The organism is Streptomyces sp. CA-250714 (assembly GCF_050936705.1).
Classification (GTDB): domain Bacteria; phylum Actinomycetota; class Actinomycetes; order Streptomycetales; family Streptomycetaceae; genus Streptomyces.
Genome location: NZ_JBNJMI010000002.1, coordinates 2,302,746 through 2,316,303, shown reverse-complemented (window position 1 = coordinate 2,316,303; position 13,558 = coordinate 2,302,746). Strand labels below are relative to the sequence as shown.

Annotated in this window: 13 protein-coding genes; 2 read left to right on the top strand and 11 right to left on the bottom strand. The window is 71.6% G+C overall.

The window, feature by feature from the left end; genetic code table 11:
• Nucleotides 1–8: 8 nt before the first annotated feature.
• The 3 genes from ACQEU8_RS29245 to ACQEU8_RS29235 all read right to left on the bottom strand — a co-directional run bounded on the left by ACQEU8_RS29245 (nucleotide 9) and on the right by ACQEU8_RS29235 (nucleotide 3,301).
• Entirely contained in the window at nucleotides 9–1,043 is a 1,035-nt protein-coding gene (locus ACQEU8_RS29245; protein ID WP_433106325.1) for a ketoacyl-ACP synthase III, read from the bottom strand.
• 22 nt (nucleotides 1,044–1,065) lie between these two features.
• Complete coding sequence (locus ACQEU8_RS29240; RefSeq protein WP_433106323.1) at nucleotides 1,066–2,013, bottom strand: ACP S-malonyltransferase; 948 nt, start codon at nucleotides 2,011–2,013, stop codon at nucleotides 1,066–1,068.
• Between the two features lie 100 nt (nucleotides 2,014–2,113).
• Nucleotides 2,114–3,301 (bottom strand): PucR family transcriptional regulator, encoded by a 1,188-nt coding sequence (locus tag ACQEU8_RS29235; RefSeq protein WP_433106321.1) that lies wholly within the window; start codon nucleotides 3,299–3,301, stop codon nucleotides 2,114–2,116.
• 89 nt (nucleotides 3,302–3,390) lie between these two features.
• Between ACQEU8_RS29235 and ACQEU8_RS29230 the strand changes: the two genes are divergently transcribed.
• Nucleotides 3,391–4,101 carry a pirin family protein gene (locus tag ACQEU8_RS29230; protein WP_433106319.1) on the top strand — a complete coding sequence of 237 codons (711 nt, stop codon included), beginning with the start codon at nucleotides 3,391–3,393 and terminating at the stop codon, nucleotides 4,099–4,101.
• A gap of 123 nt (nucleotides 4,102–4,224) precedes the next feature.
• On the opposite strand, the gene ACQEU8_RS29225 is transcribed toward ACQEU8_RS29230, so the two are convergent.
• The gene (locus ACQEU8_RS29225; RefSeq protein WP_433106317.1) at nucleotides 4,225–5,040 is read right to left on the bottom strand and encodes a serine hydrolase domain-containing protein; all 816 of its coding nucleotides are present in this window, start codon (nucleotides 5,038–5,040) and stop codon (nucleotides 4,225–4,227) included.
• Between the two features lie 79 nt (nucleotides 5,041–5,119).
• On the opposite strand from ACQEU8_RS29225, the gene ACQEU8_RS29220 reads away from it, so the two are divergent.
• Nucleotides 5,120–5,665, top strand: a complete 546-nt coding sequence (locus tag ACQEU8_RS29220) for a MerR family transcriptional regulator (RefSeq protein WP_433106315.1) — start codon at nucleotides 5,120–5,122, stop codon at nucleotides 5,663–5,665.
• Here ACQEU8_RS29220 and ACQEU8_RS29215 read toward each other — a convergent pair.
• From ACQEU8_RS29215 to ACQEU8_RS29185, 7 genes are all read right to left on the bottom strand, one after another.
• Nucleotides 5,644–6,903, bottom strand: coding sequence for an acyltransferase family protein (locus ACQEU8_RS29215; RefSeq protein ID WP_433106313.1), 1,260 nt, complete (start codon nucleotides 6,901–6,903; stop codon nucleotides 5,644–5,646). The two genes, ACQEU8_RS29220 and ACQEU8_RS29215, sit on opposite strands and share 22 nt — an antisense overlap.
• Nucleotides 6,893–8,080 (bottom strand): alpha/beta hydrolase, encoded by a 1,188-nt coding sequence (locus ACQEU8_RS29210; RefSeq protein ID WP_433106311.1) that lies wholly within the window; start codon nucleotides 8,078–8,080, stop codon nucleotides 6,893–6,895. The genes ACQEU8_RS29215 and ACQEU8_RS29210 overlap by 11 nt, the downstream gene beginning before the upstream one ends.
• Before the next feature lie 190 nt (nucleotides 8,081–8,270).
• The gene (locus tag ACQEU8_RS29205; RefSeq protein WP_433106309.1) at nucleotides 8,271–9,008 is read right to left on the bottom strand and encodes a response regulator; all 738 of its coding nucleotides are present in this window, start codon (nucleotides 9,006–9,008) and stop codon (nucleotides 8,271–8,273) included.
• Nucleotides 9,005–10,438: a sensor histidine kinase gene (locus ACQEU8_RS29200; RefSeq protein ID WP_433106307.1), complete on the bottom strand. Its 1,434-nt coding sequence runs from the start codon at nucleotides 10,436–10,438 to the stop codon at nucleotides 9,005–9,007. Before ACQEU8_RS29200 ends, ACQEU8_RS29205 begins: the two co-directional genes overlap by 4 nt.
• The gene (locus tag ACQEU8_RS29195; RefSeq protein WP_433106305.1) at nucleotides 10,435–11,313 is read right to left on the bottom strand and encodes a DUF4429 domain-containing protein; all 879 of its coding nucleotides are present in this window, start codon (nucleotides 11,311–11,313) and stop codon (nucleotides 10,435–10,437) included. The genes ACQEU8_RS29200 and ACQEU8_RS29195 overlap by 4 nt, the downstream gene beginning before the upstream one ends.
• Nucleotides 11,314–11,436: 123 nt before the next feature.
• Nucleotides 11,437–12,696, bottom strand: a complete 1,260-nt coding sequence (locus ACQEU8_RS29190; protein WP_433106303.1) for an alpha/beta hydrolase — start codon at nucleotides 12,694–12,696, stop codon at nucleotides 11,437–11,439.
• A 159-nt stretch (nucleotides 12,697–12,855) separates the two neighbouring features.
• Nucleotides 12,856–13,485: a TetR family transcriptional regulator gene (locus ACQEU8_RS29185; RefSeq protein ID WP_433106301.1), complete on the bottom strand. Its 630-nt coding sequence runs from the start codon at nucleotides 13,483–13,485 to the stop codon at nucleotides 12,856–12,858.
• Nucleotides 13,486–13,558: the final 73 nt, after the last annotated feature.

The window sequence follows — 13,558 nt, the reverse complement described above, 5'->3', positions numbered from 1 at the left end:
GATCTTGACTAGGGGAGAGTAACGACCGTGGCGGCGTAGACGAGACCCGCCCCGAAGCCGATGACGAGCGCGAGGTCGCCGCTCTTCGCCTTCCCCGTCGCCAGCAGCCGCTCCATCGCCAGCGGGATGGAGGCAGCCGAGGTGTTGCCCGTGGTCTCCACGTCGCGGGCGACTGTGACGTGTTCGGGCAGCTTGAGAGTCTTGACCATCGAGTCGATGATCCGCATGTTCGCCTGGTGCGGGATGAAGACGTCCAGGTCCTCCGCCGTTATCCCGGCCGCGTCCAGGGCCTGCTGCGCGACCTTGGCCATCTCGAAGACGGCCCAGCGGAAGACCGTCTGGCCCTCCTGGCGCAGCGCGGGGAACTTCAGCGAACCGTCCTCGCTCAGCGGCAGCTGTGAGACATCGCCCACCCGGAAGCCGTCCCAGGGGACGGTCTGCGAGATGACGTCCCGCTTGTCGCCCTCCGAACCCCAGATCGCGGGGCCGATGCCGGGTTCGTCGGACGGGCCGACGATGACGGCTCCGGCGCCGTCCCCGAACAGGAACGCCGTGGAGCGGTCCGTCAGGTCCGTCAGATCGGAGAGCCGCTCGGCGCCGACCACCAGCACGTAGTCGGCACTGCCCTCGACGACCAGGCTCTTGGCGAGGGTGAGGCCGTAGCCGAAGCCCGCGCAGCCGGCGTTGATGTCGAAGGCCGCGGCCTTGCCCGCGCCCATCCGGTCGGCGATCTCGGTGGCGACCGCAGGGGTCTGCTTGAAGTGCGAGACGGTCGAGATGATGACCGCGCCCACCTGGTCGGCGGTGATCCCGGCGTCCGCGACGGCCTTGCCCGCGGCCTCCAGGGTCATCTCGGCGACGGTCTCCTCGGGGCCCGCCCAGTGCCGGGTCGCGATGCCGGAACGGGAGCGGATCCACTCGTCGGAGGAGTCGATGTGCTTGAGGATCTCCTCGTTCGGTACCACACGGGTCGGTCGGTATCCGCCGACGCCGAGAATGCGCGCATACGGCGAGCCCTGCGCGGGCTTGATCTTCGCGGTCATGCTTCTCGGGACTCCTTGGAGGTCAGGCGGACGTGTGTGCGGCGACGAGGTCCCGTGCCGCGGCGAGGTCGTCGGGCGACTTCAGTGCCAGCGTCCGGACGTCCGGCAGGGCGCGCTTGGCCAGGCCGGTCAGGGTGCCGCCGGGGCATAGTTCGATCAGGGCTGTGGCGCCCAGCTGTTGGAAGGTGTCCATGCACAGATCCCAGCGCACCGGGGCCGAGATCTGGTTGACGAGGCGGCGGACGACCTCCTGCCCCGACTCCACGACCTGGCCGTCGAAGTTGGAGACGTAACGGGTGAGCGGGGCTCCTGGCGTGACGCCCTGCACCGCTGCCTCCATGGCGGGCAGCGCGCTCGCCATGTGGTCGGTGTGGAAGGCTCCCGCGACCTTCAGCGGGATGACCCGCGCCTTCTCGGGGCGGTTCTCGGCCAGCGCGGCGAGCTGTTCGGCGGTACCGGCGGCCACGATCTGGCCCGCGCCGTTCATGTTCGCGGGGGTCAGGCCGAGCTTCTCCAGGTGCCCGGTGACGACCTCCGGCTCGCCGCCCAGTACGGCGGACATGCCGGTCTCGGCAGCGGCGGCGGCCTCGGCCATCGCCGTGCCCCGGGCGCGGACGACACGCAGTGCCTCCAGCGGGGTGAGCACACCGGTCAGCGCCGCGGCGGCCAGCTCACCCACGCTGTGCCCGGCGAACGCGCCGACGGCGGCGGCCCGGCCGGGTGCGTCCTGGGCGGGCTCGCCCTCCAGCAGTTCGTAGCCGGACAGCAGGCTGGTGGCGACCAGCAGCGGCTGGGCGACGGCGGTGTCACGGATCGCCTCGGCGTCGGCCTCGGTGCCGTAGTGCACCAGGTCCAGATCGATGGCGGCCGACCACTGGGCGAGCCGGTCGGCGACGCCGGGGAGTTCGAGCCAGGGGGTCAGAAGGCCAGGCTTCTGGGCGCCTTGGCCGGGAGCGACGAGTACGAGCACTCTTTCACTCTCTCCTGTGGGCAGGGGTCTCGGCCGGTGGGGACCGAGACGAAGAACAGTGAGGGGAATTGTGGACCCTCGACAAAAGACGCCCGTCAGCTTACGGCTGACCCGAGAAGTCCGCGAGACGCCCCAGGATCAGCGCGATACGCAGCGTGAAAGCGGAACGCACATCCGAAGGCGACCAGCCGGTGACGTCCGTCACACGTCGCAGCCGGTAGCGGACGGTGTTGGGGTGCACGAACAGCATCCGCGCGGCGCCTTCCAGGCTACTCGCCTGTTCCAGATAGACGCTGAGCGTCTCCAGCAGCGCCGACCCGGCTTCCTCCAGCGGTCTGTAGATCTCCTCCACCAACAGCTCCCGCGCGACCGGGTCGCCCGCCATCGCGCGCTCGGGAAGAAGATCGTCCGCAAGCACCGGGCGGGGGGCGTCCGGCCAGGCCGCACACGCCTTCAGACCCGCCATCGCCGCCTGCGCGGAGCGCGTGGCCGCCAGCAGGTCGCCCACCACGGGCCCGGCGACCACCGGGCCCGCGGCGAACGGCCCGATCAGCGACTTGGCCGCCTTCAGCGGATCGTCCGAGCCGCCCGCGATCACCACCAGTCGGCTGCCGAGCACCCCCGTGAGCACCTGGAGTTTCGCGTGCCGGGAGGCGCGCCGGATCGCCTCGACCGTCAGCTCGCTGTCGCCGTCCGGTGCGGTGCCCAGGACGACGGCGACATGTTCGGGGGAGTTCCAGCCCAGCGCCGCGGCCCGCGAGACGGCGCCCTCGTCGGCCTCGCCGGAGAGCACCGCGTTGACGACCAGCGACTCCAGCCGGGCGTCCCATGCGCCGCGCGCCTCGGCGGCCTGCGCGTACACCTGCGCGGTGGCGAACGCGATCTCCCGCGCGTACACCAGCAGCGCCTCCCGCAGCACCGCCTCGTCACCGGGCGCTGCCACCTCGTCGATGGCCGTCTCGACGACCTCGATCGTGGTGCGCACCATCTCTACGGTCTGCCGCAGGGTGATCGCCCGGGTCAGCTCGCGCGGCGCGGTGCCGAACACGTCCGTGCTGATGGCCTGCGGTGTCTCCGGGTGCCGGAACCACTCGGTGAACGCGGCGATGCCCGCCTGTGCGACCAGGCCGATCCAGGAGCGGTTCTCCGGCGGCATGGCGCGGTACCAGGGCAGCTGCTCGTCCATGCGCGCGATGGCCGCGGCGGCGAGCTTTCCTGAGGACTGTTCCAGTCGGCGCAGGGTGGCCAGATGGGGGTGCTGGGGCGGTGGATCTGTGGCTTCGGGCACGGGACAAGCCTGCCTTACCGATGCTCTTTCCGGGCGCGGGGGGCGGACCGGGACCTTGTGGGCAGCGGCCCGCGACTACCGTGGGGCGCATGGCACAGGTGGTGTGGCGGGCCGAGGACCGGTACCGGGGCGGCGACCAGCGGGCCGGGGTCGACACCCGGCACGCGTTCTCCTTCTCCGGCTTCTACGACCCCGACAACGTCGGCTTCGGACTGCTGGTGGCCTGCAACGAGGAGCGGCTCGCGCCCGGCGCCGGATTCGGCGAGCACCCGCACCGTGACGTGGAGATCGTCACCTGGGTGATCGAGGGCGAACTGGAGCACCGTGACTCCGCTGGGCACGTCACTGTGGTGCGCCCGGGAGACGTGCAGCGGCTCGGTGCGGGCAGCGGGGTGCGGCACACCGAGCGCAACGCGGGCGAAGGGCCGCTGCGTTTCGTCCAGATGTGGCTGGTGCCGGGCGCGTTCGGCACCGAGCCCGAGTACGAACTCGTCCGGGGCATCGCGGACAACACTCCCTTCGCACTGCCGCGCACCGAAGCGGTACTGCATGTGCGGCGGCTGGCCGACGGGGAGCGCACTGCTGTGCCGGACGCCGCGTTCGTGTACGTCCATGTGGCGCGCGGCAGGGCACTGCTGGACGGTACGGCACTGCGTGCGGGCGACGCCGTGCGGCTGACGGACGACAGGGCGGTCACCGAGACCGACCGGAGGGCGACGCAGAGCGAGTTGGAGCTGCGTGCGGAGGGCGGGGCGGAGCTGCTGCTGTGGGAGATGCACGCGGAGCCTGCGTACGGCTGAGCGCCACTGCTGCGCGCTGCGGGGCTGGCCTGAGTGCCACTGCTGCGCGCTGTGCGGCCGGCCTGAGCGCTACTGCTGCGCGCTGGGCGGCTGCCCTGAACGCCACTGCTGCGCGCTGTGCCGCTAGCCCTTCAGCTCTGCCAGGACCGCGTCCGTGAACGGTGTCCACGCCTCCACGGCCCATGGCCCGAAGGCGCGGTCGGTGAGCGCCACGCAGGCGGCTCCCGCCTGCGGATCGACCCATAGGAACGTCCCGGCCTGGCCGAAATGCCCAAAAGTGTCCGGCGAGGACGTCTCGCCCGTCCAGTGCGGGGACTTGGTACCGCGGATCTCGAAACCCAGCCCCCAGTCGTTCGGCTTCTGGTGGCCGTATCCCGGCAGCACCCCGCTGAGCCCGGGAAAGACCACCGAGGTCGCCTCCCGCACCGTGGAGGGGTCCAGCAGCGTGGGCGACTGGAGTTCGGCGGCGAAGCGGACCAGATCGGCCGGTGTGGAGACGGCGTCCTTGGCGGCCGAGCCCTCCAGCTCGGTCCCGGCCATACCCAGCGGATCGAGCACGCCCTCGCGCAGATACTGCGGAAAGGGCATCTCGGTCGCCTTGGCCAGATGGTCGGCCAGGACCTCGAAGCCCGCGTTCGAGTAGATCCGGCGAGTGCCGGGCTCGGCCATCGACCGGTGCTCGTCGAAGGCGAGCCCGGACGTGTGCGCCAGCAGATGCCGCACTGTCGAACCCTCGGGACCGGCCGGCTCGTCCAGCTCCACAGCGCCTTCCTCCAGCGCCATCAGCGCCGCGTAGGCCGTCAGCAGCTTGGTGACGGAGGCCAGCGCGAAGCGCTGCGTGGCCGGACCGCGTGAACCGGCCACCGTGCCGTCGGCGCGTACGACAGCCGCCGCCGCAGTGGGCACCGGCCAGGTCTCGATCATCCGCAGGCTGTCCATGACAACGAGCCTAACGGCAGCGATTTGCCCTCGATTTTGCCCTTGCTTGGAGTGCACTCCAACTCCGTAGCGTTCACTTGTGACCGTGACGCAGACCGAGACACCACGCACAGCCGAGCCACACACACCCGAGCTCACCAGCCCCCCGCAGTGCGCCGCCGACCACGGCGGCCACCCACGGCCGGACGGCCAGGACAGGTACACCATCAGCGAGGTGGCGGCACTCAGCGGGCTGAGCGCGCACACCCTGCGCTGGTACGAGCGGATCGGCCTGATGCCGCACGTCGACAGATCGCACACCGGGCAGCGGCGCTTCTCCAACCGCGACCTGGACTGGCTGGAACTCGTCGGCAAACTGCGGCTGACCGGTATGTCCGTCGCGGACATGGTGCGCTACGCCGAGATGGTGCGCCAGGGCGAGCAGACGTACACGGAACGCCAGGAGCTCCTGGAGGCCACCCGCAAGGACGTCCTCGAACGGATCGCGGAGCTGCACGACACCCTCGCCGTACTCGACTACAAGATCGACCACTACTCGCGGAAGACCGGAGGACTGCGGGCGACCCGCGCCGTCGAGGCGCACGCCGCCACCGCCCCGTCGGCTCACACCACGGCGAACGCGTAGAGCGCGAACGCCGCGGCCAGCGCACCGGCCGCCGCCCGTGCACCTCGCCCCGCGCCGCGCCACGGCGGCTCGAACCGGCGGGTGACGCTGCCGAGCACCACCAGTACCACCGCGAACACCGGCAGCCACAACAGCCGGGCGAGCACCCAGCCGAGCGAGTCCGGTTCGGTGGTCAGACCGGCCACCGCACCGAGCCGCGCGGTCGGCACGGCCACGGCCAGCATCGCCGTCTGGTGCCAGCACAGAATCGTCATCGCCGACAGATTGACCGCCACCACAGGCGCCCACAGCGCGGGACGGCGCAGCGCGCGGCTGATCCGGGCGTGCAACAGCACAGCAGCACCGCACTGCACGGACGCGAGCGCCAGCACCAGCAGCGACGGGGGATGCGAATTGGTACGCGCCTGCCCGGGGACGCCCACCATGGACGCCGGATAGTCGAAGACGAGCAGCAGTACGGCGAACAGCACCACGCCCCCGGACAGCAGCACAGCCGCACCTGCGCGGCGCAGCCTGCCCGCGCCCCAGCAGGCGCCCAACTGGTAGCCGAAAAGCCAGCCCGGCAGCAGATTGACCAGACCGAGCCAGGAGGGCACCTGCTGTGCGTACGGCCCGTAACGCAGCAGGTCCACCAGGGCGACCGTCCCCAGCAGCGGCACCACTGTCCACCCGCCCCACCGCTGCGCCGCAGGCATGCAGTACGGGGTGAGCGCGGTGACGCCCGCATAGACGGCCACGAACCACAGCGGCTGCACCACCAGTACGGCCCCGGTCCGCAGCGTCGTCTCCGGCACGCCCAGGAGCGACAGCACGGGCAGCAGTGCGGCCCACACAGCTGTGACGCCCAGCACGGGACGGCCCAGCCGCAGCAGTCGGCCCCGCAGCCATTGCCCGGTTGTCCCGCCCCGCGCGGTCGCGCGGCGCAGCGAGAGCACCGAGGAGTAGCCGCCCACCAGGAAGAAAATGCCCAGCAGTTGCAGCATCCAGCTCAGCGGTGCGAAGAAGCCCAGCGTGGCGAGCGGGCTCGCGTTGTGCAGGGCACCCTCCTGGCCACGGGTGAACCCGCCGAGCATCCAGTGCCCCAGCGGAACGGCGAGCAGCGCCGCCGCACGCAGACCGTCCACCGCCCGGTCCCGGTGCGCGGGAGTGCGCTCCTCCACGGTGCGGACGGCGGCCCTGGCCTTGACCAGCACCGAGCGGGCAGGCGTAGCGGGGCGAGCAGCAGCTTCAGCGGACATCGGCGCACTCCTGGGACGCGGGCACGCACCGGACGGAGCCGTAGGCGCGCAGCGCGATGGCGGCGAAATTGTCGAGCGAGTCGGTGCCCGGCTTCAGATAGCCGCTGTGCCCACCGGCCTTCGTTGCCGTGACGACGCGGGCACCGAACCCGGCGTCCGTGGGATCGGCGCCGTGCCCCAGACCGAACAGCTCGACGTGGGGGACGCGGCCGATCCAGTCCTCGCCGGCACGCGCGGCCCACACCGGCACCCTGGTGTGCAGCGCCGCCGCCGAGCCGGTACGCATTCCGGGAGATCCGAAGACGACCATGTCGGCGGCGTCCGCCCGGCCGAGCCTGGACGCCGCCCGGCCGCAGACGACCGAGCCGTAGCTGTGGCACAGCAGGGCGGGGGAGGGCGCCCCGGTCTGCGCCAGCCCGCGCAGGAAGCGCACCAGTCGCGGCGCTCCCGCGTCCGCGAGCCGCGCGGTGGCGGCATCCGGGCCGAGACCCACGGGCGTGGTGTAGCCGACCCACGCGACCACTGCGGTACGGGTGTGCGGGGCGCGTGCGGTCATCCGGTCGCGCAGCGCCGTGGCCATCCCCGCTGGCTTGCCGTAGCGGTTCTCGCCGTCCCCGTCGAAGCCGGCCAGGTCGATGTCGGAGCCGGGAACGACGACAGCGGTGCGGTTGGCGTGCGCCAGGTCCCCGTAGACCTCGGCGACTTGGCCCCGGCCCCGCGGGTCGAAGGCGAGGATCTGCCGCCCCGGAGCCAGCAGTTCGGCATACCGCCCGGCCTTCTTCCTGGCCTCCCGGTGGTCCTCCAGCGTCAGCCCGGCATCCCGCGCCCGCCCCAACTCCGCCCGCCGCTCCACCTTGAGCGCCAACCGGTTCGCCTGATAACGAACACGTAGGGGGACGCCGTCCAGATTCCCCACCGTCAGCGGATGCCGCCGCACCAGCGCACGCCGCTCCCTCCCGCTCAGCCCCGCGAAGAACGCGGCGACCCGTTCGGGGCTCGCGGTTGCGGGGTCCGGCAGCGTGCGCCCCAGCGAATGGTCCGCGCGCCAGGCGTCGGCGCCCGGCGCGGGCCCGGTGACCGGGGTCTGTTCCGTCCCGCTGGTGACGCCCGCCGTCGTGGCGAAGACTGCCGCGACGAGCGGGGCGACGAGCAGAGCACGCTTGCGGCGGCGCTTCATGTGGGGTGACCCTCCTCCCGCCGCCCGCCCGGAACCTCCGGTGGCGGCAGAAGGAGAGTGCGGGCCCGGCTGTACGCGGGACGTCACACTGCGGAGCCAACCTGCGAGTGCTACCGGGGTAGGGGGTGGAGGAGGGCGCGGCGCAGGCCGGAACCGGCACAGCGCGAGCGGCCCCCGGGCCCGGGAGGGCCTACTGGTCGCCCGGTGCGACGAGCCCCGACTCGTAGGCGAAGATGACGGCCTGGGCGCGGTCACGCAGCGCCAACTTGGCGAAGATGCGGCTCACATGCGTCTTCACCGTCTGTTCGGCCAGTACGAGCGACGCCGCGATCTCGGTGTTGGACTGCCCGCGGGCCACGAGCTCCAGCACTTCGGTCTCCCGTTCGGTCAGTGCCTTCAGCCGCAGCTCGGGAGTCGCCGAGGCGCGCCCCTTGCGCGGGGTGGGACCTGACCGCTGCCGGGCGAACTCCGCGATCAGCCGCCGGGTCACCGAGGGAGCCAGCAGTGCCTCGCCCTCGGCCACCACCCGCACCGCGGCGATCAGGTCGGCCGGTGGCGCGTCCTTGAGCAGAAAGCCGCTCGCCCCCAGCCGCAGTGCCTCGTACACATAGTCGTCCACGTCGAACGTGGTGAGCATCAGCACCTTGGGCCGGTGGGTGACACCAGACGGCGGGTCGAGGAGCTGCTGCGCCGCCTCGAGGCCGTTCAGCCGCGGCATCCGCACGTCCATCAGCACCACGTCCGGGTGGGCACGGCGGCACAGTTCGACACCCGCCACGCCGTCCGGTGCCTCGCCCACCACGTCGATGTCGCTCTGGGCGGCCAGCAGGGCGGCGAAGCCCGCGCGGACCATGGCCTGGTCGTCGACGATGACCACCCGGGTCACCCGGTCCGTCGGATAGGCGCCGGACGCGCCGATGCCGTTCATGCGGTCGGGGAACCCTTCGTGTCCTTCGGAGCCCTGGCGTCCTGCTCGCGGTTCGTCTTCTGCCGGTCCTGCCCGCTGCCCGCCCCGTCGGCATCCCGCGCGGTGCCGTGCGGCTCTTCCAGGGCGGTGACGGGCGGGCTCAGTGGCAGCCGGGCGGCGACGCGGAAGCCGCCGTCGGGCAGCGGGCCGACTTCGAGACTGCCGCCGACCAGCCGCACCCGCTCCCGCATCCCCACCAGCCCGTGTCCGGTGCCGGTCGTCTCCAGCGGCGCCGTCCCGGGTTCGGGTGAGGGCCCGTTGACGACCAGCACCGACAGGAAGTCCTCCGGCGCCGTCACCGAGATCCGGGTCTGTGCGCCGGGTGCGTGCCGTACGACGTTGGCGAGCGCCTCCTGCACGATCCGGTACGCCGACAGCGTCACGGTCGGCGCCAGCCCGGAACCCTCGTCTGCTGCACCGTCCTCGCCCTCCGGGAGGGAGACGCTCAGCTCGGTGGGCACTCCGGCTCGTACGGTCGCCTCCACGAGCTGTTCCAGTCTTTCCAGGCCGGGCTGCGGTGCCCGCTCGCCGCGGGTCTGCTCGCTGCGCAGGACGCCCAGCAGGCGGCGCATCTCCGTCAGTGACTCGCGTGCTGTGGCGGCGATGGAGCCGAACTCCTCGCGCGCCGCCTCGGGCATCTCCGCGATCCGGTAGGGCGCGCTGTCGGCCTGGACGCTGATGACCGACATGTGGTGTGCGACCACGTCGTGCAGTTCCCGTGCGATACGGGCGCGCTCCTCCAGCAGGGTGCGCTGGGCGCGTTCCGCTTCGCTGATGGTCTCCTGCTCGGCCAGCCGCCGCTGTGCCTCCGCCCGCTCCCGCAGTGCGATACCGAGCAGCAGTACGACACCGCTGAGCACGATCAGCAGGACGTTCGTTCCCTCGCTGCGCGCAGGCGAGACGAACCCCAGCGTGAGCGAGGCGGCGACCGTGACGAGCCAGATCGCCAGCAGGGTGCGGCGGCTCTCGCGCAGCGCCAGCGCCAGGCACAGCACCAGGTAGCCCACGATCACCATGGGCGGCCACGGCCAGGGGCGCCCCGCGCTCCCGTCCGCCGCCAGCAGGACGAGGGCGCCCAGCAGATCGGCGGTGAAGATGATCCACCAGGCGGGCAGCGGCCTGGTCACGGCCAGCAGCAGCGGCACGGACTGCGCCACACCGAGCGCACCCGCCAGCCCGGCATGCACCTGGTATTCGCGCGACAGCAGCTGAATGGTGACCGGGAGGAGTACGACAGTGAAGATGAACGCCACCGCGTAGGGCAGCAGCCGCACCGGGCGGGACGAGGCGTGCCGCAGCAGCGGCTCGTGCGATTCGGCCGGGGTGGCCAGTGCGGTCCCCAGCGAGCGGAGTCCGCCGCGCAGGCGGGGCACCACGGCGCGGACGGTCACAGCTCCGCCAGCAGCTCCGCCTTCTTGGCGGTGAACTCGTCGTCGGTCAGCAGCCCGGCGTCGTGCAGGTCGCCGAGGTGCCGGATGCGCTCGGCCACGTCGGCCGGGTCCGAACGGTGCGGCTGCGGTGTCGGGGGGGCCGCGCAGACGGTCTCCAGCCCGCGCACCGGGTCGGCCGCGCGTACCGCCTCCAGGACCGAGGCGGCGAAGGGCAGCGATTCGTAGACGGGACCGTAGCCGAGGCCGAACACCACGGAGGCCGGGTCCTGGTCGGCCTCCGCGAGCATCTCGGCTCCGCGCGGGCGCAGCCGCAGATGGCCGCTGAGCCCCTCAGGGGAGCGCCATTCGACGTCTTCCAGCTCGCCCACGGGGAAGAACTGGTCGCCGGCTTTCCATTTGGCTGTGGAGGCGCCCGTCCAGAACCAGCGGAAGGCGACGACCTTGCCGTCGAAGGAGGCCTTGCCGTCGTACGCCTTGAAGCTCTGCGGGGCGGGTGGTGCGGCGACCAGATAGTGCTCGGCGGCTTTCGCCGTCTCCTCCGGCAGCGCGGCCCGCAGCTCGGTCGCGTAGTAGTCCGCCAGCGTCTCGCGCTCGGCGGGCAGCACCAGGCGGTACGGGTCGCTGCTCTCCTTGAGCTGTCCGGCAGCCGCTTCCAGCAGCGGATCGGCGCCTTCCCGGGGCACGGCGCGGAGCACGACAGTGCCGCGTTTGCCACCGGGGGCCAGCTCGACGGCGCTCAGCGCCTCGTACGGAATACGTCGCTCCCCGAGCACCTGGAAGAGCTTCGGCGTGCGAATCCCCCGTTCGAAGCGGATGAGCACGGAGTCCGAATCGAACTCCCAGGTGGAGTGAATTCCAGCCAGTACGTCACCCATGTGGGCCATCGTAAGCGTCGGTCGGCTCTCCGTCCCCCCTCCGCCGCTCTCTGCGACGCTACGCGCGCTGATTCGGGGCGTACGGCGCCCCGAGGGGCCCAGGGCGGGCGCCCTCGCGTGATGTCAGAGCGTGTCCGGGACGAAGGAGCACTTCGGGTCGGAGGAGTCGCAGGAGACGTCCCGGTACGACCCGGTGCCGATGGCGGCGAAGTTGTCGAGGCTGCGAGTGTGCGGCACGAAGTAGCCGGTGTGGCCGATCGCGTCGCGCGCCGACAGATGCCGGGCGCCGAAGCCGTCCGCGACCGGATCCGCGCCGTGCCCGAGTCCGCCGACGTCCATATGGGGCACGTCGGCGATCCAGTCGTCGCGGTCCCGCATCGCCCAGATGTGGGCGCGGGTGCCGAGCTGTGCCGCGTTGTCGACGCGCATCCCGGGGCTGCCGGCGACGGCGATGTCGGTGACGCTCTCCGGCAGCTTGGGCGCTGCGACGCCGCACACCACCGAGCCGTAGCTGTGGCAGAACAGGGCGACCTTGGGGGAGGGGCCGACCGAGGTGGCGGGCAGGGACTTCAGCAGCCGGTTCAGCCGTACCGCGCCGTCCTCCGCAGGCCCGCCCGAGGCGGCGTCCACGCCGAGACCCGCGGGCGCGGTGTAGTCGGCCCAGGCGATCGTTGCCGTGCGCATACCGGGGCGGGCGGTGTGCTGCTGCCGTTGCAGTGAGCCGGCCATACCGACCGGGGCGGAGTACTGCCGTGCCGACTTCTCGAAGGTCAGCAGCTCCGTGTCGACCCCCGGGACGACCACCGAGACGCGCTGGGCGTGCCGCAGATCGCCGAAGACCTCGGCTGCCCGGCCGCGTCCTGTCGGGTCGAAGGCGAGGATCTGCCGTCCGGGACGGAGCATCGACTCGAAGCGGTGCATCCGCTTCCCCGCCTGGTGGCGGCCCTCGTCCGTCAGCCGCTGGTCCCGCATCCGTTTGCGTTCGGTCGCACGTGCCTGGAGCAGCGCCGTGTGGTTGGCCTGGTAGCGCAGCCGCAGGGGAGCGCCGCCGAGGTTGCCCACGACCAGCGGATAGCGCGCGGCGAGGGTGCGCTGCTGTGCCGCGTTCAGCCCGGCGAAGTAGCGCGCGATGCGGCTGGGCGGGGCGTCGGGGTCGGGCAGCGGGCGGCCTGCGAGGGAGCCCTTCTCCCAGGCGTGCAGTGCCGCTGCGCGCGGCCCGGCGTCGGCCTGGTGCTTGCGGACCGCTGTCCAGCCGGTCGTCGCCAGCAGCACGAAGACGACGGCCAGGGCGAGCAGCGCACGCCAGGCCGTGATGCCCGGGGCGCCCGACGTGGGGACGCCTGATCCGGACAGCGGGTTGCCTAGTGCGGAGAAGTAAGTCACTGGTGCGACACCCTAGGAGATGCCGTGCAGCGGTCCCGCATTCATGGGCGTTGCGTGAGTCATCTCACGTTTCGCACTCCGCCGTCGGGTCAGTGTGGCGCATCCGTATGGCGTACTGATCACCCTGCGCAACTGCCGTGTGGGGTACGGCAGTCGGGTTCAGTGCTGCCGTCCCCAGTCGGCGGAGAGCGCGGGACCCAGTTGCGCCACGTAATCACGGGTGACCTCACGCGCCATCTCCAGGGAGGCGTCGCTGCGCATGCTCCACTGCCGGCCCGCGGTACGCATCACGCCGGTGAAGGCCGCCACCAGTGCCCGCGGCCGCGGGTCCTTCTCGGCGTCCACACCGGTGCGCCGGGCGATCTCCTGGGCGAGCTTCTCCTCCATCAGCAGCGAGTGCCGCAGGTGCGCGGCCAGTAGCGCGGGGGTCAGCTCGATCACCTGGCACATCTTCAGATGCAGGTCAAGAGGGGTGATTTCCTCCACAGCCTCGCCGACGTCGTCCCATACATCGTCGAGTGTGTTGCGCAGGCAGTCCAGCGGGGGTTCGCCGGGCGGGCGGGCGCAGACGGCCTCGTAGTAGAACTGCCCCACCATGTCCTGCACGAAGAGCGCGACCTCCTCCTTGTTCGCGAAGTAGCGGAAGAAGGTGCGCTGGGAGACGTCGACGGCTTCGGCGATCTGGTCGACCGTGGTGGTTTCGTAGCCCTGCGTGACGAAGAGTTCATGGGCCGCCACGATCAGGGCGTCCCTCGTGCGCTGTTTCTTCCGTTCACGCAGACCGGTCAAAGTCGCTTCCTCTCCTGAGTCAGGGTGCTCACGATACGTGAGCATCGTCTGACATTTACCGGCTAATAATTTG

What these genes read in the sequence shown, in the direction of transcription:
- ACQEU8_RS29245 (WP_433106325.1), bottom strand. Translation starts at nt 1,043, where the DNA reads ATGACCGCGAAGATCAAGCCCGCGCAGGGCTCGCCGTATGCGCGCATT.
- ACQEU8_RS29215 (WP_433106313.1), bottom strand. Translation starts at nt 6,903, where the DNA reads ATGTCCGCTGAAGCTGCTGCTCGCCCCGCTACGCCTGCCCGCTCGGTG.
- ACQEU8_RS29205 (WP_433106309.1), bottom strand. Translation starts at nt 9,008, where the DNA reads ATGAACGGCATCGGCGCGTCCGGCGCCTATCCGACGGACCGGGTGACC.
- ACQEU8_RS29225 (WP_433106317.1), bottom strand. Translation starts at nt 5,040, where the DNA reads ATGGACAGCCTGCGGATGATCGAGACCTGGCCGGTGCCCACTGCGGCG.
- ACQEU8_RS29230 (WP_433106319.1), top strand. Translation starts at nt 3,391, where the DNA reads ATGGCACAGGTGGTGTGGCGGGCCGAGGACCGGTACCGGGGCGGCGAC.
- ACQEU8_RS29195 (WP_433106305.1), bottom strand. Translation starts at nt 11,313, where the DNA reads ATGGGTGACGTACTGGCTGGAATTCACTCCACCTGGGAGTTCGATTCG.
- ACQEU8_RS29210 (WP_433106311.1), bottom strand. Translation starts at nt 8,080, where the DNA reads ATGAAGCGCCGCCGCAAGCGTGCTCTGCTCGTCGCCCCGCTCGTCGCG.